Origin of the sequence: Sphingomonas sp. 1185 (assembly GCF_040544655.1) — a bacterium.
In the GTDB taxonomy this organism is placed as follows: domain Bacteria; phylum Pseudomonadota; class Alphaproteobacteria; order Sphingomonadales; family Sphingomonadaceae; genus Sphingomonas.
In genome coordinates this window covers 122,046-147,704 of the sequence record NZ_JBEPKL010000007.1, presented here as the reverse complement: position 1 = coordinate 147,704, position 25,659 = coordinate 122,046, and the positions used below count along the sequence as shown (strand labels likewise).

The 25,659-nt window shown below is 65.9% G+C and carries 23 protein-coding genes and 2 pseudogenes; 12 read left to right on the top strand and 13 right to left on the bottom strand.

The window, feature by feature from the left end; genetic code table 11:
• Positions 1–113: 113 nt before the first annotated feature.
• The 7 genes and pseudogenes from ABIC44_RS07845 to ABIC44_RS07815 form a co-directional block, all read right to left on the bottom strand.
• A complete protein-coding gene (locus ABIC44_RS07845; RefSeq protein WP_309697949.1) occupies positions 114–2,249 on the bottom strand; it encodes a relaxase/mobilization nuclease domain-containing protein in 2,136 nt (711 codons plus the stop codon).
• The gene (locus tag ABIC44_RS07840) at positions 2,246–2,560 is read right to left on the bottom strand and encodes a hypothetical protein (RefSeq protein WP_309697947.1); all 315 of its coding nucleotides are present in this window, start codon (positions 2,558–2,560) and stop codon (positions 2,246–2,248) included. The genes ABIC44_RS07845 and ABIC44_RS07840 overlap by 4 nt, the downstream gene beginning before the upstream one ends.
• Before the next feature lie 243 nt (positions 2,561–2,803).
• Positions 2,804–3,745, bottom strand: coding sequence for a hypothetical protein (locus ABIC44_RS07835; protein WP_354294697.1), 942 nt, complete (start codon positions 3,743–3,745; stop codon positions 2,804–2,806).
• Entirely contained in the window at positions 3,742–4,236 is a 495-nt protein-coding gene (locus ABIC44_RS07830) for a hypothetical protein (RefSeq protein WP_354294696.1), read from the bottom strand. Before ABIC44_RS07830 ends, ABIC44_RS07835 begins: the two co-directional genes overlap by 4 nt.
• On the bottom strand, positions 4,233–4,535 hold the full coding sequence (locus tag ABIC44_RS07825) for a recombinase family protein (RefSeq protein ID WP_354294694.1): 303 nt from the start codon (positions 4,533–4,535) through the stop codon (positions 4,233–4,235). The genes ABIC44_RS07830 and ABIC44_RS07825 overlap by 4 nt, the downstream gene beginning before the upstream one ends.
• Positions 4,532–4,720: a hypothetical protein gene (locus tag ABIC44_RS07820; protein WP_354294692.1), complete on the bottom strand. Its 189-nt coding sequence runs from the start codon at positions 4,718–4,720 to the stop codon at positions 4,532–4,534. Before ABIC44_RS07820 ends, ABIC44_RS07825 begins: the two co-directional genes overlap by 4 nt.
• A 36-nt stretch (positions 4,721–4,756) precedes the next feature.
• Positions 4,757–5,366: pseudogene (locus ABIC44_RS07815) on the bottom strand (IS5 family transposase); the annotation flags it as partial.
• A 377-nt stretch (positions 5,367–5,743) separates the two neighbouring features.
• On the opposite strand from ABIC44_RS07815, the gene ABIC44_RS07810 reads away from it, so the two are divergent.
• The 6 genes and pseudogenes from ABIC44_RS07810 to ABIC44_RS07785 all read left to right on the top strand — a co-directional run bounded on the left by ABIC44_RS07810 (position 5,744) and on the right by ABIC44_RS07785 (position 13,310).
• Positions 5,744–8,965, top strand: coding sequence for a TonB-dependent receptor (locus ABIC44_RS07810; RefSeq protein WP_354294690.1), 3,222 nt, complete (start codon positions 5,744–5,746; stop codon positions 8,963–8,965).
• 14 nt (positions 8,966–8,979) lie between these two features.
• Positions 8,980–10,104, top strand: coding sequence for a purine nucleoside permease (locus ABIC44_RS07805; protein ID WP_354294689.1), 1,125 nt, complete (start codon positions 8,980–8,982; stop codon positions 10,102–10,104).
• 245 nt (positions 10,105–10,349) lie between these two features.
• Positions 10,350–11,144: pseudogene (locus ABIC44_RS07800) on the top strand (IS481 family transposase); the annotation flags it as partial.
• A 370-nt stretch (positions 11,145–11,514) separates the two neighbouring features.
• Positions 11,515–12,066 (top strand): hypothetical protein, encoded by a 552-nt coding sequence (locus tag ABIC44_RS07795; protein WP_354294687.1) that lies wholly within the window; start codon positions 11,515–11,517, stop codon positions 12,064–12,066.
• A 163-nt stretch (positions 12,067–12,229) separates the two neighbouring features.
• Positions 12,230–12,541 carry a hypothetical protein gene (locus tag ABIC44_RS07790; RefSeq protein ID WP_307101393.1) on the top strand — a complete coding sequence of 104 codons (312 nt, stop codon included), beginning with the start codon at positions 12,230–12,232 and terminating at the stop codon, positions 12,539–12,541.
• A gap of 100 nt (positions 12,542–12,641) precedes the next feature.
• Entirely contained in the window at positions 12,642–13,310 is a 669-nt protein-coding gene (locus ABIC44_RS07785) for a hypothetical protein (RefSeq protein ID WP_354294685.1), read from the top strand.
• Positions 13,311–13,710: 400 nt separating this feature from the next.
• Here ABIC44_RS07785 and ABIC44_RS07780 read toward each other — a convergent pair whose 3' ends face one another.
• Positions 13,711–14,712, bottom strand: a complete 1,002-nt coding sequence (locus ABIC44_RS07780; protein ID WP_354294684.1) for an esterase-like activity of phytase family protein — start codon at positions 14,710–14,712, stop codon at positions 13,711–13,713.
• Between the two features lie 190 nt (positions 14,713–14,902).
• On the opposite strand from ABIC44_RS07780, the gene ABIC44_RS07775 reads away from it, so the two are divergent.
• Complete coding sequence (locus ABIC44_RS07775; protein ID WP_307102199.1) at positions 14,903–15,241, top strand: glycine zipper 2TM domain-containing protein; 339 nt, start codon at positions 14,903–14,905, stop codon at positions 15,239–15,241.
• Between the two features lie 110 nt (positions 15,242–15,351).
• Here ABIC44_RS07775 and phbB read toward each other — a convergent pair whose 3' ends face one another.
• The 3 genes from phbB to ABIC44_RS07760 form a co-directional block, all read right to left on the bottom strand.
• Positions 15,352–16,074: an acetoacetyl-CoA reductase gene (gene phbB / locus ABIC44_RS07770; RefSeq protein ID WP_354294683.1), complete on the bottom strand. Its 723-nt coding sequence runs from the start codon at positions 16,072–16,074 to the stop codon at positions 15,352–15,354.
• Positions 16,075–16,159: 85 nt separating this feature from the next.
• Complete coding sequence (gene hemH, locus ABIC44_RS07765) at positions 16,160–17,173, bottom strand: ferrochelatase (protein WP_354294681.1); 1,014 nt, start codon at positions 17,171–17,173, stop codon at positions 16,160–16,162.
• Positions 17,173–19,377, bottom strand: coding sequence for a xanthine dehydrogenase family protein molybdopterin-binding subunit (locus tag ABIC44_RS07760; RefSeq protein WP_354294715.1), 2,205 nt, complete (start codon positions 19,375–19,377; stop codon positions 17,173–17,175). The genes hemH and ABIC44_RS07760 overlap by 1 nt, the downstream gene beginning before the upstream one ends.
• Positions 19,378–19,864: 487 nt before the next feature.
• On the opposite strand from ABIC44_RS07760, the gene lgt reads away from it, so the two are divergent.
• From lgt to ABIC44_RS07735, 5 genes are all read left to right on the top strand, one after another.
• Positions 19,865–20,746, top strand: a complete 882-nt coding sequence (gene lgt, locus ABIC44_RS07755; protein ID WP_502959828.1) for a prolipoprotein diacylglyceryl transferase — start codon at positions 19,865–19,867, stop codon at positions 20,744–20,746.
• 40 nt (positions 20,747–20,786) lie between these two features.
• Positions 20,787–21,869, top strand: coding sequence for a class I SAM-dependent methyltransferase (locus tag ABIC44_RS07750; protein WP_354294680.1), 1,083 nt, complete (start codon positions 20,787–20,789; stop codon positions 21,867–21,869).
• Positions 21,866–22,375 (top strand): GNAT family N-acetyltransferase, encoded by a 510-nt coding sequence (locus ABIC44_RS07745; RefSeq protein WP_354294679.1) that lies wholly within the window; start codon positions 21,866–21,868, stop codon positions 22,373–22,375. Before ABIC44_RS07750 ends, ABIC44_RS07745 begins: the two co-directional genes overlap by 4 nt.
• Positions 22,372–23,136, top strand: coding sequence for a peptidoglycan editing factor PgeF (pgeF, locus tag ABIC44_RS07740; RefSeq protein ID WP_354294677.1), 765 nt, complete (start codon positions 22,372–22,374; stop codon positions 23,134–23,136). Before ABIC44_RS07745 ends, pgeF begins: the two co-directional genes overlap by 4 nt.
• An 81-nt stretch (positions 23,137–23,217) precedes the next feature.
• A complete protein-coding gene (locus ABIC44_RS07735) occupies positions 23,218–24,555 on the top strand; it encodes a cystathionine gamma-synthase family protein (RefSeq protein WP_354294676.1) in 1,338 nt (445 codons plus the stop codon).
• 31 nt (positions 24,556–24,586) lie between these two features.
• Here ABIC44_RS07735 and ABIC44_RS07730 read toward each other — a convergent pair whose 3' ends face one another.
• Positions 24,587–25,159 carry a TetR/AcrR family transcriptional regulator gene (locus ABIC44_RS07730; protein ID WP_354294674.1) on the bottom strand — a complete coding sequence of 191 codons (573 nt, stop codon included), beginning with the start codon at positions 25,157–25,159 and terminating at the stop codon, positions 24,587–24,589.
• 2 nt (positions 25,160–25,161) lie between these two features.
• A complete protein-coding gene (locus tag ABIC44_RS07725; protein ID WP_354294673.1) occupies positions 25,162–25,623 on the bottom strand; it encodes a nuclear transport factor 2 family protein in 462 nt (153 codons plus the stop codon).
• Between the last annotated feature and the right edge of the window lie 36 nt (positions 25,624–25,659).

Here is a 25,659-nt window from a genome sequence, read left to right as displayed (position 1 = left end):
CTGCTCGCTGCCTTGGGGATGACGATGACATCGCCCTGCGCCGACAGCCAGGCCAGCGCCACTTGGGGCGGCGAAGCACCGAGTTCGTCGGCGACGCCACGCTGTTGTGCTGATTACTGCAATTGCAATCCCCGACTGGGTGTCTGCACCTGTGCCGCCAGCATTCGCGCGTGATCGCCTGCTTGCTGCTGCAATCGCATTGCGGCCGGCATTCCCTCAGCGACCCATTGATTAAGCAGGTTGCGCGCCTTCGGATCGGCGAACGCCTTCGCGGCCAACGGCCTCAGCTTTGCCATTGCCTTTGGATCACGCCGCCATTCATCCAGCCATGCATCGACCGCCGAATGTCCACCGCGCATCTCGTCAAGGGTCGGGGAGGCGGGTGAGTGGGGTTGGGACAGCTTTGTCAATGCCGGCAACGACACCGCACTAGGCGATACCGGCGCCGTTTCGCTTGTGGGCGCAGGTAACGGGAGCGCGGGCGAGGTGAATCTTGCAGCATCCTGCGCGATCCCTTGTCGGATGCGCGCTGCGAGTTTGCCGGTGAGTTTTATCTTCTCTTCGTCCGCGACCTCGACCGCCATGCGCAGGAATGCTTCACTTCCTGCGATCAGCTCGACCGTTCCCCATTTTCGTTGCGCTAGCTTGAGCGCCGCGACCACATCGGCACGCCGGAGCGTGTGGATCGCTACAGTTGGCCCATGGTCAGTGAACGCTGGTCCCGGCTGATTGATGCGGCGGTAGATGCAGGCCCCATCGTCACGGTGCCACTCATAGCCGGCGACCGGAACGCCCGTAGCGGCATGGTCCCCGGAGGACGCGACTACCATCGGCACCGTAAGGTCGAGTGCCTTCGGGACAGAAGGAGCGCTCGCGCCGGCGCACCAGGCGTCGTAAGACGGAAAGCGCGCGGCGGCATCGAGTGCGGCCACGGCCGGCGCGGTCGCCGCCATCAGATCCCGTTCGATCCCTGCGAAGTGCATGCCAAATAGCTTGCGCGTGGCGTTCAGCTGGTCCCGGCGCCCGCGCCAATCGCTGGCGTTGATCTGGGCAGCGATGGCCCGCCGCCACGCGATGATCGTCGCACGTGCCTGCGTACGTTGCGCGCCGAGCTGTTCGCGTGCGGCGGTCACTGCGCCTGCGTGCGCATCGCGCGCTGCCTCATAGCCGGGACGACGTTCCTGCCCCGGCATGTAGCGAGGTTTATGCATGACGATCTGATCGGGACTGCCCGCGCTGAATGGGCCAAGCCGATCAGCCTGCACAAGCTGCGTCAGCGCCGCGCCGCGGGCGGCGATGCTCGCCGAGATCGCGCGCTCGCCCATCGTGATCCGCGCGCCGTTGGTACCGGAGCGTGCGTAGCCGAGCCCTTCCTTGCCGAGCTTCTCGTGAAGCTCGTCCCATGAGCGGGCACGCGCGATGATCGGGGCAGCAATCGTCATCGCGATGCGCTCGAAGGACATGCGCCCGGTGCGCGCCTCATAGCCGCGCGCGCCGCGCGATACCCTTTTGTCGACAGCCTTATCCAAGGTGCGGCGGTCGGGCGGGTGCACCCCGGTGGCGCTGCCATCCACATGGCGGACCAGCCGACCGCTATCGATGTGGCGCACGCCGTCGACATCGACCCGGTACTGCGCGCCCTTTTCGGCCTCCCAGCCCTGCTGGTGTTCTATCAAGGCTGCCGCCTGACCGGCGGCGTTGAGCTGCCAGCCGTCGCCTGCCGCGACGACCGTGCCGGTCTCCGGATGCACGCGGTTGGCCGCGACATGCACATGATAGTGTCGGGTATTGCTATGGGCGGCGTAGATCGCCTGATGCTCTTCCAAGTTCAGGACACGCATGAGCAGCGTGACCGCTTCGTCGACCTGTTCCGGCGTCGGGTGTTCGTTCTCACCCCAGCTGATGACGTAGTGCTCGATAGGGTCAGTGCCGCCGGCACGCGTGATCTGTGCCAGCATCTCGATCTGCGCGCGTTCGAATTGCGGGGTGACGTTGCGGTAGCCGATGAGGTCGACCTTCTCGCCACCATGCGCCTGGTCGGTGACATAGCCGAGCAGCGCATGGTCGGCGTGGTCGGCAAGGCCGAGAACCTCCAGCGTGGCTGGGTCGGCATCGCGCAGATAGTCAGAGAGCGCGATGAAATGCGCGCGCACCTGTGCCACGGTGGTATGCTCCACCTGCTTCTTGAGGGCGCGCGCTGTGGCGCGGCGCTGCTGGCGATTGCGGTGGCTGATTGCGACGACAATCATCGCAGCTCCGTCCTTGCTAGCAGATGGAGCGCTTCGATCAGCGCCTCAAGGTGGCGAACGAGCGCATGGTCCACCACCTTGCCGTTCTTCACCGCGGTACGGCATGCCGCCAGCGTGGCGAGGCTTTGTGCCATGAGCGGCTCGTAGGGGCGCAGCACGACCCCCTGGCGTAGCACCGCCGCGCGGATGAAGGCCGCACGGCTTAGCCCCGAGGCTGCGACTGCCAGTTCGAACTGCGCGAGCTGCGCTGCGTCGAGCTTGGTCGAAATCGCTTGCGATCCGCGGTCCGGCGTTGGTTCATCGACGCCCATCGCAGCCTCCGGCTGCCGAGGGTGTGACAAGCGGAGCGCGGAACACCCGCATGGCCCGGTTTACCGGGCCCATCCTGCCCTCTCTACCCCCCACTTCCGTGCTGCCCCTCTGGTCACCCGGGTTGTGCTGACGCTGCAGGACACGAACGTGTGGCCGGGACACGAGCAATGCCAATGACGATGTCGGCAACTGGTCATCTACCGGACACCGGGTTGGATACAATGCCCCGCGGCTATGGAGCGTCATCGTTCGAGCAGCCTGTCGACGTACTTGCGCGCGATGAGATAGCGCCGTGTTGCGGCCCCGAGGGTGGCGTTATCATCGTTGTCGTCGAGCCGGTCATGGAGATCGAGGACAGTCGCCCAGCCATCAATGACCTCGTCGGTTAGTCGGGATGCTATAACCTTGGCGGGCAGCGCACGGCGTGGTGCCAGCAGTGCAACTTGCTTCAGGAGGGGCAATCCAGCCTCGAGACCAAGCCATTTGGCAAAGTCGCCGGACATCGCGAGGTGCAGCAAATGTGCTGCCCACATCCCACGCAGTCGCTGATAACCGGGAACGTCGTTGCGAATGAAATCGGCAGGCAACTGATTGCAAGCGAACGACATGTTCAGCACCGTCGGCGCCAGATGGGGAACTTCGTGACGAGGCAGCATGGCGAGCGTTGGTGGCAGGTCATTAAAGTCAGCCGTGCCGTCCACGTTCTGCCGAACGATGTGGATGTTGAGCAGGTCACCGAGTTGGTCGGCCGCTCTTGCCATGTCATCGACGATGTTGGCCTTGTTGGGAATCTGTGACACCAGCATTGCCGCATTGCCAGCACGACTTCCGAGGCGAGCCACCAGCTTCATGAGCGGTATGAACGTCCGCTCGCTCGTCAACTCGTTGGCACCGACATCGAACAGGATGAGGTCGCACTCCACCAACTGATCGAGGAGCGCCGACACCGGCGTCCCGTCGACAAGTGGGATGACCGGCACGTCAGGACGCTGGATGCGGTGCGAAATCGCGCTCGTGCCAGTAGCGTCGGCGTCGATGATGCCGACGCGCAAGCCGGCGAGCAGTGCCAACGAGGTGGTCGCGAGCAGCACGCTCGTCTTGGCGCTGCCACCGGCCTTGCTACCGCTGGCCAGAAGCATCGGCCGGTCGGCGTGCTGGCGCAGCCTCGTGGGAGCGTTGCTCATGCCTCGTGCCTTACTGGTGGGGTGGCGCGCAGGCCCTGCATGCGTGCGAACAGGTCGGCCTCCGTCACGTTGTCGTTATCATCGCTGCGGGATGGCGAGGGCGCGGTAGTCTCAATGTTTCCAAGAAGATGGGGGGAGGTGACGGACGGCACGGGCGCGGGCACTTTGCGGCGTGGTGCGCGGGTAGGCGAGGGGGTGGACCTCGTGTTGTCGCCCAGATGGGGCTGTGCTAGTCGCTTGATGGTGCGGGTGAAGGTCGCGCCGCACGCCGCCTCGTCCTCTTCCGCAATGAGCGCGAGCAACTCGCTGGGCCTGAGATGGGGTAGCTCGCGGCGCGCATTGACGTACTCGCCGAGCCAGTATTCAGCGCGTTTTCCCTTACTCATCGGTGCAACCGTGACGGGAAAGCGTTCGGCGGCGAGCTGCGCGAGGCGGCCGTTATGCGCGAGCGGCGGCAGTGAGGTTGCGGTAGCGGAGCGATCACGGCTCATGCGTGGCCTCCCGGGACCAGATCACGGCGAGTCGTGATTGACATGGGGCAGGACAGCGCACCGCGCATGTGCACGACGAGGTCACCCGCCTCGACGGCTGAAAGCAACGCTCTCAGCCCAGGGCAGTCGCGCCGATAGCCTGAAATCTCTGGATCGAGCCAGGTCGCTACGACCCTGCCACCAAGGAAATTGACGAGCGGCGCACACGCCGCAACCTGATCGTCGGGCGATGTGGCCGCTTGTAGGGCGGTCGAATGTCTGCCGTACAATGCGACGCGACGTTGGCCGGAAATTGTCATGAGGATGAAGCCTTTTCTGTTGGGGGCCGCGCGGAGGACGCGGTGTGGCGGCGTTCCGCCGCCAGCTGCCGGGCGAGCAGCTGCACGAGTTCGGCCAACGCCTTCTCGCTTTCTGCATTTTTCACCCACGAGATCCGCGCAATGGCCATGGGGTGGTGATAGGAAGACAAAATCCAGGCGTGCATCAACGATACATAATCGTCAGGGTCAGGACTCGTTGATCACAGCCAGCAGATGACGGTGGCAGCGAGGGCAATGGCGGAGAAGAAGACGGTTGGGCAGCGGTCATAGTGTGTGGCGACGCGGCACCAGTCCTTGAGGCGACCGACCGTGATCTTGATGCGCCTGCGCGCCGGTAGCGGCGCTTGTCGTACCGGACTGGCTCGTTGCGGGACTTGCGGCCTGGAATGCAGGCCTGGATGCCCTTGGCATAGAGTGCGCCCCTGAACCAGTCGGCGTCGTAGCCGCGGTCGCCGAGCAGCCACTGCGCGCTTGGCATGTCATCGAGCAGGGCTGCCGCGCCGGTATAGTCGCTGACCTGGCCAGCGGTCATGAAGAAGCTCAAGCGGCGCCCGTTCACATCGGCGATGGCGTGGAGCTTGGTGTTCATGCCGCCTTTGGTGCGGCCGATCAGTCGGCCGAGATCCCCTTTTCAACCCACAGGCTCAATGCCGTGCGGTGCGCCTTCAGGTAGGTTGCGTCGATCATGACCGTTTTCGGCCCAGCGCCAGCTGCCGCTAAACCTTCCATCATTCGCGTAAACACACCGGCCTTGCCCCAGCGTTTCCATCGATTGTACAGCGTCTTGTAAGGGCCATACTGGCTGGGAGCAGAACGCTTGGCTGAACAGGGACTGCATCCGCGCCTTCACCTTACGCAGCGGTGATGCCCAAAACTCCAGCGTTGTCTCGATCGATGCTCCCGTCACCACGACCTCCTCGCCATGGTGACACATTGAGTCAGAACACGATCAAGAACGCATCTGTAATGCTAAACTCGCGGACGATCGTGGGCTGCGCTCATTTTTGCAACGATCTGTGATAATCATTGCGTTTTGTTTTTCCCGTGGTCTTCCTTAATTGAACGGCCGGGATAGCGACGCAGATCGGCTCCCATAGCCGCGCACCGCTGAAAATCCGACGCAGGGTAATGAACGCTCTTTCCGCGTCTGATCAATGCAATCCATTGCCGTCAAAGGGGGCTTCGTCATGCGTGTTCTTCATCGTTCCGGCCTGTTTGCTATGGCGTTGTGTTCCGCTACGGCGATCCACGCGCAGGAGACGACATCCGCGATCCGGGGAATAGTGACGGATGGCGGCATGGCCATCGCCGATGCTGATATCACCATCGTCCACGTGCCGTCGGGCACCACTGCGACTAGCCGGACGGACGCTTCGGGTACTTTCGCCGCGACTGGCCTGCGCCCGGGTGGCCCGTTCACCGTCCGTGTGGAGGTAGCGGGACATGCTCCGATCGAAATTACCGGGATCAGCCTGACCGCCGGTCAGCCACTGCGTCTGCCTATCGAGTTGAGCCAGCCTGGCGACGGGGCCGACATCGTCGTTACAGGCAGCAAACGTGGCGAGGCGACACAATTGTCAACTGGCCCGATTTCAGTCTTTGATCGCACCGCGATCGCTGGCGTTGCGTCGGTCAAACGCGACATTCGCGACATTGCCAAGCGCGATCCCTTTGCGACGATCGACCCAACCAACAACGGCATCAGCATCGCCGGAGCGAATGCACGCACCAACAAATTTTCGGTCGACGGCCAGCGCTTCAGTGACACGCTGGGCCTCAACACCGGCGGCCTGCCGACCGCACGCGGTCCCGTACCGCTCGATGCGATCGAGCAATTATCGGTCAAGGTAGCGCCATACGACGTTGCCGAGGGCGATTTTCAGGGTGGCGCCATCAACGTCGTTCTGCGCTCGGGAGGCAACAAGTTCCACGGTGACGGCTTCTTCACCTACACCAACGACGGCCTTACCGGGAACAGCACGCGAGCAATCCCGCTCGCCCTCGATTTTAGTAGCCGGAGCTACGGCGGGTTTCTGTCTGGACCAGTTTTCGAGGACAAATTGTTCTTCGCATTAGCCTATGAACGGTTAAGCGAGACCACCCCGGCGACTTTCGGGCTGGCGGGCGCGCCAAACGTCGTGCCCAGCCTTGCGCAATCGCAGATCGACACGGTCAGTTCGATCCTGTCATCCAACTATAAATACGACGCAATGGGGGTGCTTGGATCGGTCCGCGAGACGGACGAGAAATATACGGCTAAAATCGATTGGAATATCGTCGATGGGCAGCGTCTGGCGCTTACGTATATTCATAATTCGAACACAAATGTGAGCGCGGGGGGCGGTTCGGTATCCGTCAGCCAGCCCTCGCTGGCACTGGCAAGCAACGCAACGAAAGTCCCGCAAGAGTCAGATGCGGCAATTGCACAGCTTAATTCAGATTGGTCCGACAATTTCCACTCCGAAATCCGCGTCAATTACCGAAGCTATGATGCGCCGAGGTTGCCAGCCGGCGAAGCAGGATTTGCGCAACTAACGACCTGCCTTGATCCGTCATCGGTTGGAAATCCGATAAACTGCGTATCCGGGACGACTGGCGTTGCCGATAACGCCAGCTTGGTAGTAGGCACTGCCCGTTTCAACCAGACCAACATAGTCCGTACTAAGAATTATGGGGCGGATGTTACACTGCGGGGCGAATTTGCCGCGCATTCGGTAAAGTTAAACTTTGCCTATAACCGAAACGACATCGTAAACCAGTTTATTGCCAACTCGCTGGGGACATATTACTTCGACTCTATCGCGGATTTGCGCAGCGGCCGGGCAAGCTCGCTGGTGTTGGCGGGGGCCGTGTCGGGCAACAACGCCGATGCGTACGGCAACTTTTCCTACAATCAAATCACCTATGGTCTGCAGGACAGCTGGGACGTTAGCAACCGGCTGAACGTCACTTATGGCGTCCGAGCCGACCTGTACGATATGTCGGACCGACCGGCGGACAGTAACTTCTTCCAAGCGCGGTACGGCTTCACCAATACCAGCACCTTCAAGGGCAAGTTTGTGCCGCAACCTCGCATCGGGGCGACATGGCGAGCGAGTGACCGGCTAACGCTACGCGCTGGCGGTGGGCTCTTTCAGGGCGGCACACCCGACGTGCTGATCGGGCGCAGTTTTACCGATACCGGGGTCGTCAGCAATTCTATAACCATCCAACGGCTTGCGAACGGCAGTTGTAACGTCGCTGCGGCACTGTGTTCAGCGGCATTGGACGGCGTCAACGGACGTACGTTCACTCCCGCCGTGCTCGACTATCTACGGACGAACACCGCCAGCCTGGCCAATGCGGGCACCGCATCGATGGCCGCGAACTATCGGCCTGCCTCGACGTGGAAAACCAGCCTCTCGGGTGATTATATTGCCAACCTCGGCTTCCTCGGCGATGGCTGGCGCATCGGCGGCGACATATACTATGGCTTCGTAAAGGACGCGCCGATCTACACCGACTTACGTTCGGTAGTAATCGGCACGACCCCAGACGGTCGCCCACGCTATTCGACCGCGACGGTTAACAGTGATTTCCGGCTGACAAACACTGACCGGGGCCATTCGCTGGTGGCCGTCGCCCGCATCGACAAACGCTTCGGGAAGAGCTTGGGACTAGGTGCCAGCTACACCTTCCAGGATATCACCGAACTTGCGCCGCTCAATGGCTCGCTGGCGTCGGAACTCTACAGCGCAAGTGCTGCGGTCGATTCGAACGGATCCGCCTACGGCACAAGCCAATATGAAATCCGCGGCAGCCTAAAGTTCAATCTCGACTTCAATCATGCGTTCTTCGGTGACAATAATACCCGGTTCAGTTTGTATGGTGAACGACGCTCAGGCAATCCCTATAGTCTGACGATGCGCGATCCGGCATCCGTCAACAGCCGTTCGGTGGTGTTTGGAACGACGAACACCGCAACGCGAGCGCTGCTGTACGTGCCGGATCTGTCCAGCGCGACTGCGGATCCGCTGGTCGTGTACGACAATTCGGCGACCTATGACTCGCTGCATGCATATGCCGTTGCCAACGGGCTGACCAAGGGGGTCATCGCCAAGAACAGCATGCGTGCACCGACGTGGTTCAAGGTCGATCTGCACGTGGATCAGGAAATGCCTATCCCATTCGTGCCAGCGAAGTTCAAACTGTTCGCGGACCTTGAAAACGTGCTCAACCTGATCGATCACAACTGGGGATCGTACCGCACGGTGGCGACAAATTCGCCAATCGTCAGTGTTGCCTGTGTCGCCAGCGGCGCCAACGCCTGTGCGCAGTATCGCTATTCCGCGTTCACGGCACCGGTGGAAACCAACCAGGCGCGCTTTTCGGTCTGGGGCCTGCGGGTCGGCGCGCGGATAGACTTTTAAATCGGGAGATGACGATGCAATCGATCCTTGCCGCCGTACTGCTCGTGCTCACCGCCTCCCCCGTCGCCGCCGCTCAAGAACCTACGGTGCCACCGCTTCCCGTCACGAAGCGCATCCCGGTCAAGGTGATCGTGATCGCCAATTTCGAACCGGGGGAGGACACCGGCGACATCCCGGGGGAATTCCAGCTGTGGGCCGAACGGGAGAAGCTCGACGACGTCATCGCGTTGCCCGGTGGCGTCCACCCGCTGCGCCGCAATGCGCGCGGGCTGTACGGGATGGTCTGGGGCGGCACCGGAACCTTGTTCGGCGATGCCGGGCAGCAGTTGATCGGACTGCTGATGGATCCGCGGTTCGATTTTTCGAAGACCTACTGGCTGTTCACCGGGATATCGGGCGTTGATCCGCAGCTTGCCTCGGTCGGCAGCGCGGCGTGGGCACGCTGGGTCGTGCAGGGCGACACGCTGCGCGAATTCGACGACCGTGAGGTTCCGAAGTCCTGGCCCTACGGACTGTTCGCGATAGGGGCGACGGCGCCCAATGCCTTGCCGGACAACGGCAATAGCTTCGGTGGCAGTGACGACACGGCCGGGCTGGGCATGGCGATCGAACTGAATCAAGGCCTTGCCCGCTGGGCCTTTGAACGAACACGCTCGATCACGATTCCGGATACCCCGGCCCTCCAGAAAGCGCGCGCAGCTTGGAAGGGCTTTCCCAATGCGCAGAGGCCTCCGTTCGTGCTGATGGGTGAGACACTCGGGTCGCGGCGCTACTGGCACGGATCCGGCCGGACGCAATGGGCACGCGACTGGGTCAAGTTGTGGACGCATGGCAAAGGCGTGTTCGCCATGACCAACATGGAAAGCCAGACATTGGCGGGCGCGATCGAACTCGGCGCAAAGCTGAAGCTGGTCGATCCCGCGCGCGTGATGGTGCTTCGCACGGGTAGCAATCCCTCGATGCCCCCACCCGGCAAGTCCGCCGTCGCCAGCGTCAGCGACGAAGGGCTGGGTCAAATCGCAGCGTATGAAGCCAACTATCGCGTAGGCGCGCCTGTCGTGAACGAACTGCTAGACCATTGGGACCGATACGTCGACACGATTCCAACTGCTTCGGCCTTGTCAAAACGGCAAAAATGAGGGGTTTGCATTAACCGCATCACTCAACGTCGCCAGCGGTCTGGTCATCACTACGCTGATTAGCCTGTCGGTCGGGTACCAGACAGCAGCGAAGGAAATAGGTGGACGACCAACCTGCCACCGGGATATCTCGCTGCGGACGTGATCGATGCGGCGAGGGTCATACAGAGGTGGTCCCGGTTTTCTGAACAGAAGGCTAACTTCATGATTAGCGCCTATGTTCGCAACATCATGGACGAACGCATTCAACCCTGTCCGAGGCGGCGGAGGCAATGGTTGTGGCGTTCCGGCGGCACACGCTGCTGCCGCTGGCCTGCCCCCGCGGAGGCGGGGGACTGCCTCTACGCCCTGCAACCGTCGCTCCCGCACCTGACGCGCTCAGCGCTGCACCGATGCTCCAGCGGCATGGGATCTCCCGCCTGCCGGACATCGAAGGCGACAAACCGAAGCGGCAGCGCTTCAAGTGCTACCCGACCGGCTTCTTCCACATAGACATTGCAGAGGTGCAGACCGCCGAAGGCAAGCTGTACCTGTTCGTCGGCATCGATCGCACCAGCAAATTCGCGGTCACGCAGCGGGTCGATAAGGCTGACAGGCGCACGGCGTGGGAGTTCCTCGAGTACCTGCTGAAAGCCGTGCCGTACCGCATCCACACCATTCTGACGGACAACGGCAGCCAGTTCGCCGAGCAGCCCCGCAACCGGAACACCGCCTGGTCGCGCCAGATGCGCTTCGACATGATCTGCGAGGCAAACGACATCGAGCACCGTCTGACGAAGCCGAACCATCCCTGGGCCAACGGACAGGTCGAACGGATGAACCGCACCATCAAGGAGGCGACCGTCAAACGCTTCCACTACGAGAGCCACGACCAGTTGCGAACACACCTCGCCGACTTCATGGCCGCCTACAACTTCGCCCGCCGGCTCAAGACGCTCAGCGGGCTCACGCCCTACGAATACATCGCCAAGATCTGGACGTCAGAGCCAGACCGGTTCATCGTCAACCCGATCCACCAGATGCCGGGACTGAACACCTAGATGCATGAATGGGAAGGTATGTACCCTGGCAATGATCCGATGCGGCACTCAAAATTGAAAACCGGGTTCTGCAGCGGTCAAATCCTGCCCCCGCAACCATCACCACACGCCGCCCTAACGGGCGGCGTTCGCGTTTATGGCATACGCCACCAGCGACGCCGCGCTGGCCACCACCTCCGCCTCTGGGGCATCCGATGCATCCGGGTAGATCGGCACGGCGAGGGCGGGAAATACCAGCCGCAACAGCGTTGCGTGAGCCGATCGCTTGGTTTGCGGCAGATCGCGCCGGTTGGTAATGACGACTGCTATGGTTGCACCCTTTTCCTCCCGTCGCTCGGTGTCTCAGTCCATCTTGACGATGGCGGTGCTTGTGACGGCCAACATGGTCGGTATCCCCGCACATGCCCGCGAGCCGTCGACGCGGGAGGTTGCCGGATGGACCGTCGCGGTCGGGAAGGATGGCGAGGGGTGTTTCATCACGCGCAGCTATGACCGCACCGGTGGGACGACCCTGTTGCTGGGGCTCGACCCGGACGGGGCGAACCGGTTGTCGGTGTTGAACGCGCATTGGTCTATCAAGCCCAAGGCGGAGTTGAAGCTCGATTTCCGTCTGTCGGGCGGCAGCTATCCCAAGCATTTCGCGGTCGGGATCGCGTCGGACGGCAAGCAGGGGTTCGTCACCAGCTTCGAGCCGCAATTCCCGACCTATTTCGCGACGTCCCGGCTGCTGGAGATCACGCGCGGCGAGGTGCCGGTCGAGCGGCTGGACCTGGCCGGCAGCGGCGCCGCCATCGCCGCGCTGCGCCGCTGCGTCGCGGAGCAGCGCGCGCAGGCCAAGGGAGCGGACAGGCCCGATGTTCGGGCCGATGATATTCCCGTCGATCCCTTCGCTCCGTCGGCCAAGGCGAAGCGCAAGAAGTGATCCCTCTCGCACTGGACGTGCGACGGAACGCCCCAAGTCCACGATATGCGGTGGGCAATAATCGGCTGGGCGAAGAACAGGCACAGTCGAACAGATGACGGATTGCAAGTCGAACACGACACGGCTTGATTGTTCCAGTTGGTTAATGACTGGAAGAAATGTGATGTCTGCTTTCGCGTCGAAATCCCTAGTGGCGGTTGTGGTGCTGGCCGGTGCGGTCAGCCTTGGCGGCTGTGCGACCAAGTCCTTCGTTCGCGAACAGATCGCGCCGGTAAGCCAGCGCGTCGATACGCTGGAGGCCAAGCTGCAGGAAACCGACGGCACCGCCAAGTCGGCGCTTGCGGAGGCCCAGGCCGCCGCCGGGCAGGCCCAGAATAACGGTCAGCGGCTGGATCAGCTGAATGGCCGCGTCGATGGCGTCGAACAGCGGTTGACCGTGCAGGAGCAGAAGCCCGCACGCCGACCGCGCCATTGATGAACCTGGGGGCGGTGTCGAGTCCCCGATCCACCCTGTCCCCGTTCCTCGGTCGGCCTTCCTTATGGGGAGGCCGATCTTTTTCGAGTATGCCGCACCGATGAGGCCGACCCTGCGCGCCCTGGCCGCGCTGATGATGATCACCCCCGTCCCGGCGGGCGCCGCGCATCCGCCAAAGCCTGCCAAGGCCGCTCCCGCCGATCCGGTCATCCTGCCGTCCGACGGCGCGACGCGGGTCATGGCCTGGGTCGCCGCATCGGGCGACAATCGCGGGCTGCCCTGGGCGGTGGTCGACAAGGCGCAGGCGGCGATGTTCCTGTTCGATGCGAAGGGCAAGTTGCTCGCTTCGGTGCCGGTGCTGATCGGCATCGCGACCGGGGACGAGGCCAGCCCCGGCGTCGGCGGCAAGAAGCTCGCCGATCTGGGCCCCGCCGAGAAGACGACCCCCGCCGGGCGATTCCTCGCCAGGTTCGGACTGCCGGTGGCGGGCCAGCGCGTCCTGTGGGTCGATTATGCGACCTCGGTCGCGCTCCATCCGATCCCGTCGGATGCGGGCGCCAAGGAAAAGCGGCGCGAGCGGATGCTGTCGCCGACACCGGAGGACAATCGCATCACCTTTGGCTGTATCAACGTACCCAAGACCTTTTACGTCCGCCAGTTGCGCCCGCAATTCCAGAAGAAGGGCGGCTATGTCTATATCCTGCCCGACACCAAGCCGCTGGAGCAGGTTTTCCCGCGTTTGCGCGTACAGGCCGTCGCCGCTTCCTAGGGCGGATCGACATTCAGTATTGCTTTTTCTTCCCTCTCCCCTGGATAGGGGAGAGGGTTAGCGAAGCTTGCCAGCCTGCTGGCTAGCGCAGCTTGGGTGAGGGGTTGAGCGAGCCCAAAGGCTCGCGCGCTCGCCAAGCGAGCGCCCACCCCTCACCCAGCTCCGACTAAGCCTTTGCTTTTGCAAAGGCCAAGTCTGCGCAACCCTCTCCCCTCTGCGAGGGCCGAAGGAAGGATAAGGCATCATGGAATGCCGATCGGCCCTGGGGCATGGCCTTCGACTTCGCTCAGGCTGAACGGGTGTCAGCATCCGTGTCCGCGATTCGCCTGGCCCATTCCAAACCGCCGTTTGGCCGACGCGATGTCGAAGGCCTCGCGAATCACGTTCACGAATCGTCCGCTCAGCGTCGGTCCAGCCGGAATTTCAGCAGATAGCTGCGCTCGATCGGCAACTGGTTGTCGTCCGACACCAGCCACAGGATCGTCGCCTCGCCCTCCTGCGTCACCGCGACCCCTTCGAAATTGTCGTGGATCAGCGGCGCGTCGAGTTCGGCGAGCAGATGCCCCCGCACCACCCGCCCCGGCGCGATTCGCTCCGCCGGGACCAGCATGATCCGATTCGAGAAGCGGAACGGCAGCCGGAACCGCCGCTCGACCACGATCAGCGCGCCATCGGGCAAGGCGGCGGCGTCCGCCACGTCGTAATCGGGCGACACGCGATAGGCGAACAGGCGCGGGCGGTGGCGCAACGGATCGCCCGCGAAGATCAGCCCCTGCCGCGTGGTCTTGCGCGACGCCTCGCCGCCGCGCCACAGCGTGCGGCGAATCTTGGCCTCTTCCGAAATGGTGACGAATCGCCCGTCGGGCATCCGCGCCAGCGACTCGGGGCCGCCATTGATCGGCCAGCGCTTCATGGCGCGCGGCGCGACGAATCCCTCCGCGCGCGCGAAGCCGGGGGCATAGCGCCAGATCTGGTTATAGCGCTCGAACCCCACCCATAGGGCGCCGGTGCGCGGATCGACCGCCATCGATTCGCTGTCGCGGTCCCATTTCTGCCACCCGATCCCCGGCCCCGCGGGCAGGTTGGCGAAGTGGATGCCGTGCGGACGCCAGTCCCCGCCCATCGCGAACTGCACGACATTGCCGCCGTCGCTGAGCAGGGTGAAGCGGTCCCCCGTCACCGTCAGCGACGAGAATCCGCCAAAGGCCGGATCGCGGCTGGTCAGCGCCACACCGCCTAGATAGGTCAGCGCGCCCAGCGTCCGGCGCGACGGATCATGCGGGTCGAGCGCGACGCGGCGCACGTCCATTTGTCCCGGCTGCTCCAGCAGGCCCAGCCGGGCCTCACCCGACCATCCGGGGATACAGGCCAGCAGCAACAGGCAGGACAGGAGGATACGCATGGTGCCTCATACGCGCCGCGCCGCAACACGACAGCGCCAAAAACGCGGCCGCCCGATCGGATCGGCACAGGCCGGCGCGGATGAACGGCGGATAACCGCGGCATTCAGGAAAGGCTCAAGCCGAATCGTCCAGAAGCGGATCAACGGCGGACGGGACCGTCGATCGAAACGAAATATCGGGAGTGATATCATGATGAAGACCCTGACCCTGGCGGCGACCACGCTGGCGATGCTCGGCGGTGCTGTCCTGCCCGCGACCGCCGCGGATGCGCACCGCTATCGCCGGGCCTATCATGCCGATCGCTACGACCGGGGTTATGAGGATGGCGCGCGCGCCGAATATCAGGCGCGCAAGTGCCGCCGTTCCGGCACCACCGGCACCATCGTCGGTGCGGTCGCGGGCGGCCTGCTGGGCCGGACGATCGACACCGATGGCGACCGCACGCTGGGCACGCTGATCGGCGGCGGTGCGGGCGCGCTGGCGGGCCGCGCGATCGAGCGGTCGGGCCGTCCGGGCTATTGCCGCTAACACAGTTCGGGCGGGCGGGGCCTGTATCCGCCCCACCCGCCCCGGTTTTCCTCGCGTAGCGTATCGAGGACGGAACGCCGATCTCCCCCGTGGAGGTCGGCGTTCTTGCATCAATACATGTGCTGGCCGCCGTTGATCGACAGGGTCGAGCCGGTGACGAAGCCCGACTCGTCCGAACACAGGAAGGCGACGCCGCGCGCGATCTCATGCGCCTGGCCCAGTCGGCCGACCGGGATCTTGGCGACGATCTTCTCCAGCACGTCGGCGGGGACCGCGGCGACCATGTCGGTGTCGATATAGCCCGGCGCGATCGCGTTCACGGTCACGCCGACGCGCGCACCTTCCTGCGCCAGCGCCTTGGTGAAGCCATGGATGCCCGACTTGGCGGCGGCATAGTTGACCTGGCCATATTGGCCCGCCTGGCCGTTGATCGAACCGATATTGACGATGCGGCCCCATTTGCGCTCGCGCATGCCGGGGAACACCGCCTTGGCCATGTTGAAGCAACCGCCCAGATTGGTGTCCATGACCTCCTTCCACATCTGGTAGGTCATCTTCAGCAGCGTGCCGTCGCGGGTGATGCCCGCATTGTTGACGACGATGTCGACCGGGCCCAGTTCCTCGGCGACCTGCTCGACGCCCGCCTGGACCGCGTCATAATCGGCGACGTCCCACTTGTACGCCTTGATCCCGGTGCGTTCGGAGAATTCACGAGCGCGTTCGTCATTGCCCGCATAATTGGCGGCGACGGTCACGCCCGCCTCTTTCAGCGCCAGGCTGATCGCCTCGCCAATACCGCGCGTACCACCCGTCACAATCGCGACCCGTGCCATCAAACCTCTCCCATTTTCCGATTGTGGCTTAAAAGGGGCAGAGGTCATCCGCAATGGCGAAGACCGGGCGAAACGTAATATTACGCTACGGCAACCACCCCTGAAGCTCACGTGCGATCAATCCGCGCAGCATCGCGATCCCGACATCACTGTCGTTGAGGCAGGGGAGATAGGCGAAATGGGTGCCGCCCGCGCCCTCGAAACTTTCGCGACCGCGAATCGCCAGTTCCTCCAGCGTCTCGATACAGTCGGCCGAGAAACCCGGCGCCAGGATCGCGACCTTGCGGATGCCGCGTCCGGGCAGCGCCTCCAGCACGGTGTCGGTCGCGGGCTCCAGCCATTTGGCGCGGCCGAATCGCGACTGGAACGCGACCAGCAATTCGCGGTCGCCCAGCGTGCCCTTCATCGCCTCGGCCAGCAGCCGCGCGGTCTTGCGGCAATGGCAATGATAGGGGTCGCCCAGCTCTAGCGTCCGCTGCGGCATGCCGTGGAAGCTGGCGACGACCGCCTCGGGGGTGAAATCCAGCGCGGCGAGCTGCGCCTCCAGCTGGGTCTTCAGTGCGTCGATATAGAGCGCATCGTCATAATAAGACGGCAGGGTGCGGATCGCGGGCTGCCAGCGCATCGTCGCCAGATGCGCGAAGGCCCGGTCATTGGCGGTCGCCGTCGTCGCCGCGCAATATTGCGGATAGAGCGGCGCGAGCAGAATCCGCTCGCACCCGGCGTCCTTCATCGCCTGGACCTGGTCGGCAATGGCGGGACGGCCATAGCGCATCGCCCAGTCGACCATGACGCCGGGCCCGAACGCGTCCTTCAGCGCCGCCGCCTGTGCCTTGGTGATGGCGGCGAGCGGCGAGCCGTCTTCGCGCCAGACCAATGAATAGGCATGCGCCGACTTCTTGGGCCGGGTGTTCAGGATGATGCCGCGCAGGATCGGTTGCCACAACAGGGCCGGAATCTCGATGACGCGGCGGTCCGACAGGAATTCGCCCAGATAGCGTTTGACCGCGCGCGGCTCGGGCGCGTCGGGGGTGCCCAGATTCATCAGGAGCACGCCGATCTTCGGACGCGGGACGGGCGGATGGTCGGGGGGCAGCATCAGGCGGACAACTCCATCGGCAGGCTTCGTATCCGTGGGAAGCCCGGCAGGGTGGCAAGCGCGTTGGCGATGGCGGGCGCGACCGGCGGCACGGCCAGTTCGGACACGCCGCCGGGGGCCTCGTCCGAGCGGATCAGCTCGACCGTGATGTCGGGGGTGTCGGCCAGACGCGGCAGGTTCAACGCCCCCAGCCGCGCGGGCTCGGCCAGCCCCTGAGTGAAGCCGACCGCGCCGCCGCGCCATGCGGCGAGGCCGAAGATCAGCCCGCCCTCGATCTGCTGGCGCACGATGTCGGGGTTGACGATCCGCCCAGCATCGACCGCCGCGACCAGCCGGTCGACGATCGGCCGCCCCGCGGCGTCGCGGTGAACCTCCGCCATCACCGCGACGAAGCTGCCGCGAAAGACGTGCGCCGCCACACCCTGCCCGCTGCCCGCGCGGCCCCCTTCCCATCCGCCGAGCGACGCGGCGGTGGACAGGCAGCGCGCCAGGCGCGGCGCCTCGCCCAGCATCGTCATCCGCCAGGCCAGCGGATCGGCCCCGGCGGCCTGCGCGCACTCGTCGAGAAAGGATTCGGTCACGAAGCCATGGCCGACATGGGCGCCGCCGCGCACATGGCCGGTCGGGATGGGCAGCTCGACGGCGTGATGATCCACCGCCAGCGCCGGGATCGCATAGGGCGGCACCGCTCCCCCCATCGCATAGGCGTCGCCCCGCGCCATGCCTACCCGGACGAACCCGCCGGGCATCAGCCGCGCGGCCAGATCGCGGCCGGTGTCCGGCGCGGCGACGCGCGCCCGCCACGCCAGCAGCCGCCCGCCCGCCACGCGCGCGGTCATCTCGGCCCGCATCGGCGCGCGATACGCGTCGCGGCGCAGGTCCTCGGTCCGCGACCAGAGGAGGTTGACCGGCCGCTTCAACCGGACCGCGATCACAGCCGCCTGCGCCGCCGCCTCGCTCTCCAGCGCGACGCCGAAGGAGCCGCCGATCGGCATGGGGTGGACGATCACCCGGTCCGGCGCGATCCCCGCCGCCCGCGCCGCGATGTCGCGCGCGCGGACCGGGGCCTGGGTCGGCAACCACAGCTCCAGCCCGCCGTCGCGCCAGGCCGCCACTGCCGCGCGCGGCTCGATCGCGGCATGGACGCCCACCCCGATCCGATAGCGCGCCGCGATCCGCCCCCCGCCTTCCAGCGCAGCCTCGACATCGCCCTGCGAGGCGACCGAACGCCCCTTCCCCGCCAGCGCCGCGTCGAGCGCGTGGGCCATGTCCGCCGTCGTCGGGATCGGCCCCTCGGTCACGGCGCGCGGTGCCAGCGCATCGAGGCCCTTTTGCGCGATCCACCAGCTGGCGGCGGCGACCGCGACCCAGTCGTCGCCCTCGACCACATCGACCACGCCCTGCACCCGCATCGCCGCCGCGCGGTCGATCGCGATGGAGCGGGTCCGTCCCCAGGGGGCATGGCGAACCGCGACATGCACCATCTCGGGCAAGCGGATATCGGCGGTGAAATTGGCCGAGCCATCGACCTTGGCGGGTGAATCGAGCCGGGGCAGGTCCCGGCCCGCCAGCGCGCCCGCACCGCCGCTGCCCAGCGGCAGGGGCTCGGGCACCGTCTCGCCCGCCGCCGCCTCGGCCAGTTCGGCGAAGCGCAGCCGCTGCGCGCCATGGGTGATGAAGCCGTCCCTCGCCTCGCATGCGGTCCAAGCAACGCCCCAGCGGCGCGCGGCGGCCTGCGCCATCAACGCGCGCGCGGTGGCGGCGGCGGCGCGCGCGGGGGGCTCGAACATGCGGATCGAACTCGACCCGGCGGTCAGCATCACCATGTCCCGGCGCAGCCATTCGGCGCGCACCGCCTCGGGCAGCCGGTCGAACGCGCCCTCGAACAGCGAATCGACCCCGATGCTATTGGCATAAAGCGGGCCGAGCGGCGCGGGCTCGACCGCGACGGTCCGCCAGTCCGCGCCCAGTTCGTCGGCGACGACCTGCGCCAGCGTCGTCGCGATCCCCTGTCCATGCTCGGCCTGGGGCACCGCGACGGTGACGATGCCGTCGCGCCCGATCTTCAGCCATGCGCCGAACGCCTGCTCGCCCGGCTCGGTGGCGAGATCGGGCACATAGGCGCGCGGCCACAGCCCCCAGGCGACCAGCAACCCCGCCCCCGCGCCCCCGCCGATCAATATGTTGCGCCGGTTCAGCTCCATCCCCGCCAGCCTTAGCCGACGGGCAGGTGCAGACAAGCCGGGGGTTTCGCTGTCTCAAAGCGACGGAGTCGATTGTTCGCGCGATGCCGCGAAGTCGCGAAGTCTTTTGGGTTCGCGCAGAGGCGCGGAGGACGCAGAGGGGGACCCGCCGCACGATCATCCCGCCGTCTCGATCGGCAGACGCTGTCACGCGCGAGAGGCAGACTGGCCTGGCGGCCGGGCCGGACACCTCTGCGCCCTCCGCGCCTCTGCGCGCAAAAATCTTCGCGCCATCGCGGCTTCGCGTGAATCCGGTTCGGCGACCGTCCTGGCGTGGCCTTCGACTGCGCTCAGGCTGAACGGCGGGAGGGAATGGGTCTGGATACAAAAGACCGTTCAGCCTGAGCGCAGTCGAAGGCCACGCCGCCACACCCCACGGCACCGAAGCCCCGGTCTTGGTGTTGTCTCACGACCGCTCTATGGAGACGGGCCAGAAAGGGAAACGCGCTTGATCCTGTCCATGCTCGCGGCCGCCGGCGGCCATATCCGGTTCGAGGATCTGGGGTTGCACCCGGACATCTTCTCGATCGGCTTCTTCACGCTGCGCTGGTACAGCCTGGCCTATATCGCCGGTATCCTGTTCGGATGGTGGTATCTGGGCCGGATGCTCGACCGGCCGGGCGCGCCGATGTCGCGGACCCATGCCGACGATCTGGTCTTCTATGCCACGCTGGGGATCATCCTGGGCGGGCGGATCGGCTATGTGATCTTCTACGCGCCCGAGATGTTCCTGCACCCGGTGCGGATCCTGCGCCTGTGGGACGGGGGGATGAGCTTTCATGGCGGCGCGGTCGGCACCGGGCTCGGCGTCATCCTGTTTGCGCGCAAGCACAAGCTCAACTGGCTGCGCATCCTCGACTATCTGGTCTGCGCCGCGCCGGTCGGGCTGTTCCTGGGCCGCCTGGCCAATTTCGTGAACGGCGAGCTGTGGGGCAAGCCCTCGGACGTGCCCTGGGCGATCGTCTTTCCGCGCACCGTCCCCTTCGGCCTGCCCGACCCGGCGCGCCACCCCAGCCAGCTGTACGAAGCGGGGCTGGAGGGGCTGGTCCTGTTCGCGGTGATGAGCTTCGCCTTCTGGCGGACCAAGGCGCGCTACGATCCCGGCAAGCTGTCCGGCCTGTTCCTGCTCGGCTATGGCATCGCCCGCTTCATCGTCGAGTTCTTCCGCGAACCCGACCAGCAACTGCGCGCCTTTGCGCAGATGACCGGGCTGCACATGGGCCAGTGGCTGTGCGTGCCGATGATCCTGGGCGGGCTGTACCTGATGAACAGCGCCAAGGCCCGCCGCGTCCGGGTCGAGCCGATCGCGGGCAGCGACAGCGTCGCCTGACGCTCTTGCGGGCGGGCGTGCCGGGGGGCAGAGCGGGGGCATGACGAACCCGCTGATCCCCCCCGCCGATCACAAGCCCGAGCCCGAGGACGCGCTGCCCGAACGGCTCGCCCGCGCGATCGCGCTTGCCGGACCGATCCCGGTGGCGCAGTTCATGGCCGCCGCCAATGCGCATTATTACGGCACCCGCGATCCGCTGGGCGCGGGCGGCGACTTCACCACCAGTCCCGAGATCAGCCAGATGTTCGGCGAGCTGGTCGGCCTGTGGTGCGCCGACCTGTGGGACCGCGCGGAGCGGCCCGAGATACACTGGGTCGAACTGGGTCCGGGGCGCGGCACACTGGCGGCGGATGCGCGGCGGGCGATGGCGAAAGCGGGACTGACCCCGACCATCCATTTCGTCGAGACCAGCGCGACGCTCCGCACCGCACAGCGCGAGCGGGTCGCGGACGCCCAGTGGCACGACACCGTCGAGACGCTGCCCACCGACCGGCCGCTGGTCGTCGTCGCCAACGAATTCTTCGACGCGCTGCCCATCCGCCAGCTCGTCCGGCGCGGGGATGGCTGGCATGAGCGGCTGGTCGCCGCGCAGGACCTGTTGTTCCTGCCGATCGCCGGGCCGCCGGTGCCCCCGGAGATCATCCCCGAACCGCTGCGCGCGGCCGAGGCCGGGTCGGTGATCGAGGTGTCCCCCGCCAGCGTCGCGGTGATGCGCGGCCTGTCCGCCCGGATCGCCGCGCAAGGGGGCGCCGCGCTGATCGTCGATTACGGCTATGAAGGCCCCGCCATCGCCGACACGCTCCAGGCGGTGCGCGGCCATGCCTATGCCAATCCCTTCGACCGGCCGGGCGAACAGGATCTGAGCGCGCATGTCGACTTCACGACGCTGGCCGCCGCCGCGCAGGGCGCCGGCCTCGCCGCCTTCGGGCCGGTGACGCAGCGCGACCTGCTCGGCGCGCTGGGGATCGACCAGCGCACCGCCGCGCTGGCCCGCACGCATCCCGACCGCGCCGATGCGCTGCTCGCCGACCGCAACCGGCTGATGCAGGACATGGGCACGCTGTTCCGCGCGCTGGCGGTGACGCGGCCCGACTGGCCGGTGCCTGCGGGCTATGGCGAATGATCGCCTATCGCGACGCAGGCCCGGACGACGCCGCCCCCCTCGCCGCCATGGCGCGGACGGCGTTTACCGAGACGTTCGGCCATCTCTATCCGCCCGCCGACCTCAACGCCTTTCTGGACGAGGCCTTCGGCCCCACCGGCCTGCCGTCGCAGATCGGCGATCCGGCCTTTTCGATACGTCTGGCGCTGCAGGGCGATGCGGTGATCGGCTTTGCCAAGATCGGCCCCGTCGCCTTTCCCGGCGACTGGCCGGACGATGCGGTCGAGCTGTACCAGCTCTATGTCCTGTCGAGCCATCTGGGCGCGGGTGTCGGCCCCGCGCTGATGCAATGGGCGATCGATGCGGCCCGGCTTCGCGGTGCGCGCGACCTGATGTTGTCGGTCTATGTCGACAACCACCGCGCCAAGGCCTTTTACGCGCGCCACGGCTTTGTCGATGTCGGGCGCTATGACTTTGCGGTCGGCGACACGATCGACGAGGACCGGATCATGAGGCTGTCGCTATGACCATCGAAACGCTTCGCACCCCGCTATTGGAGGATGTGCCGCACGGCTTTCTCGGGCGGCGCGGCGGCGTGTCGGCGGGGATTCATGGCGGGCTGAATGTCGGGCTCGGCTCGCAGGACGATGCCGATGCGGTGGCCGAGAATCGCCGCCGCGCGCGTGACGCGGTGCTGCCCGGCGCGCGGCTCGTCACCTGCTACCAGATCCACTCGGCCGAGGCGGTGACGGTGCTGACCCCGCCCGAGGACGATGTCCGCCCGCATGGCGATGCGCTGGTGACCGACCGGCCGGGGCTGCTGCTCGGCATCCTGACCGCCGATTGCGCGCCCGTGCTGTTCGCCGATGCCGAAGCGGGGGTGATCGGCGCCGCCCATGCGGGCTGGAAGGGTGCGTTCGGCGGGATCACCGACGCCACGCTGCTGGCGATGGAGGCGCTGGGCGCGCGGCGCGAGCGGATCGCCGCCGCGATCGGCCCGTGCATCGCCCGCGCCAGCTATGAGGTCGATGCCGCCTTCCTCCGGCGCTTCGTCGAACAGGCGCCCGAGAATGAGCGCTTCTTCGCCGATGGTCGCCGCATGGACCATTACCAGTTCGATCTGGAGGCCTATGTCGCGCATCGCCTCGCCGCCGCCGGGGTCTCGCGCGTCGCCGCGCTGGGCGAGGACACCTATGCGCAGGGCGACCGATTCTTTAGCTTCCGCCGCGCCACCCACCGCGCCGAGCCGTCCTATGGCCGCCAGATTTCGCTGATCGGCCTGGCCTGAGCCTCGCCAAAGCCGTTTGCCGCGCTATCCTGCCCGTATCGCCGCCGACAGAGCGGCCCCCTCGTTCGCAAGGAAACCGACATGCCGACCGAATCCGATCTGACCGGCGTCCCGCCCCAGACTCAGACCCCGGCCACGGCCGAGCGCAGGAGCGATGCGACCAGCATCGGCGACCGCAAGCTGAGCCCCGCGACGCTGATGATGGGCCATGGCTTCGACCCGACCCTGTCCGAAGGATCGCTCAAGCCGCCGATCTTCCTGACTTCCACCTTCGTCTTCCCCAATGCGGCGGCGGGCAAGCGCCATTTCGAGGGCGTGACCGGCAAGCGGCCGGGCGGCGCGGACGGCCTGGTCTATTCGCGCTTCAACGGGCCGAATCAGGAGATATTGGAGGATCGCCTCGCCATCTGGGACGAGGCGGAGGACGCGCTGACCTTTTCCAGCGGCATGGCGGCGATCGCCACGCTGTTCCTGTCGATGGTCCAGCCGGGTGACGTGATCGTCCATTCGGGGCCGCTCTATGCCGCGACCGAGACGCTGATCGGCCGCATCCTGGGCCGGTTCGGGGTGAAGTGGCTCGACTTCCCCGCCGGTGCGACGCGCGAGGAGATCGACGCGGTCATGGCCCGGGCGGCGGAGATCGGCCGGGTCGCGCTGATCTATCTGGAAAGCCCCGCCAACCCGACCAACGCGCTGGTCGATATCGAGGCGGTGGCGGCGGCGCGCGACGCGGCCTTTGCCGATTCGGCGGAAAAGCCCCCGATCGCGATCGACAACACCTTTCTGGGGCCGCTGTGGCAGCGGCCGCTGCGCCACGGGGCCGACCTGGTCGTCTATTCGCTGACCAAATATGCGGGCGGCCATTCGGACCTGGTCGCGGGCGGCGTGCTGGGGTCCAAGGCGCACATCGCCACCATCCGGTCGATGCGCAACACCATCGGCACCATCTGCGACCCCAACACCGCCTGGATGCTGCTCCGCTCGCTCGAGACGCTGGAGTTGCGGATGAGCCGCGCGGGCGAGAATGCCGCCAAGGTCTGCGCCTATCTGCGCGATCATCCCAAGGTCGAACGCGTCGGCTATCTCGGCTTTCTCGACAGCACGCCCGGCCTGGAGCGGCAGGCCGATATCTATCGCCGTCACTGCACCGGAGGCGGTTCGACCTTCTCGCTCTATCTCAAGGGCGGCGAGGCGGAGGCGTTCCGCTTCCTCGACAGCCTGCGCATCGCCAAGCTGGCGGTCAGCCTGGGCGGGACCGAGACGCTGGCGAGCCATCCGGCCGCGATGACGCATCTGTCGGTCCCCGACGAGCGCAAGGCGGCGCTGGGCATCACCGACAATCTGGTGCGCATCTCGATCGGGGTCGAGGATGCAGGCGACCTGATCGCCGATTGCGAACAGGCGCTAGCCGCGATCTGACCGGACGAAGGGGGGAGCGCCGCCTCCCCCCTCAAGCCGCGGCGAGCGCGGTATAAAGCCGCGCGGTCAGCCGCCCCAGCGTCGCGCGGAACAGCGTGGGATCGGCCAGCGCCCGCGACAGGGTGATCGCCCCCTGGATACCGCTGACCACATCCTGCGCCAGAGTCAGCGCGCGGTCGTCCTCCACCCCGCCCCGCGCCAGCGCATCGGCCAGCACCGCGATCCAGCGCTGGAAATAGCCCGCGATCGCGACGCCAAAGGGTTCGCGCGTCGCCCCCAGCCCCCAGGCGCCGATCAGGCATGCCTGTTGCCCGGAGCGGTAATAACGGTCGATCGCGACCATCATCGCATCGATACCGCCGCGCGGGTCCTCCGCCTGGGCAAGCGGCGCGAAGACCTGGCGTTCGAACCAGTCGCCGATCTTGGCCAGCACCGCCTCGGCCATCTCCTGCTTGCCGCCGGGGAAGAAGTGATAAAGGCTGCCCCGCCCCAGCCCGGTCGCCGCGCCGATCAGCGACAGGCTGGCCCCGGCATAGCCATGTTCGCGAAACACCTCGGCCAACCCCGGCAGCGCGTCGGCCCGCTCGGCGATCAGCCGCGCCACCGCTACAGCCCCAGATCGCTCAGCGAGGGATAGTCGGCCGGACGGGTGCCGAGCGGCCAGCGGAACAGCCGCTCGGCCTCGGCGATCGGCAGGTCGTTGATCGACGCGATCCGCCGCCGCATCCGCCCATCCTCGGCAAAGTCCCAATTCTCATTGCCATAGGAGCGGAACCACTGGCCCCGGTCATCATGCCATTCATAGGCGAAGCGGACCGCGATCCGGCTCCCCTCCTGCGCCCAGAGTTCCTTGATCAGCCGATAGTCACGCTCGCGCGCCCATTTGCGGCGCAGGAAGACGACGATCTGGCCGTGCCCCGTGATGAACTCGGCGCGATTCCGCCAGTGGCAATCGGGGGTATAGGCCTGCGCCACGCGCTCGGGGTCGCGGCTGTTCCAAGCGTCTTCGGCGGCGCGCACCTTTTGCGCGGCGCTTTCGGCGGAGAAGGGCGGCAATGGCGGGCGCATGGCGAGAAACCTCCTGACCACATATTCATGTCTGTA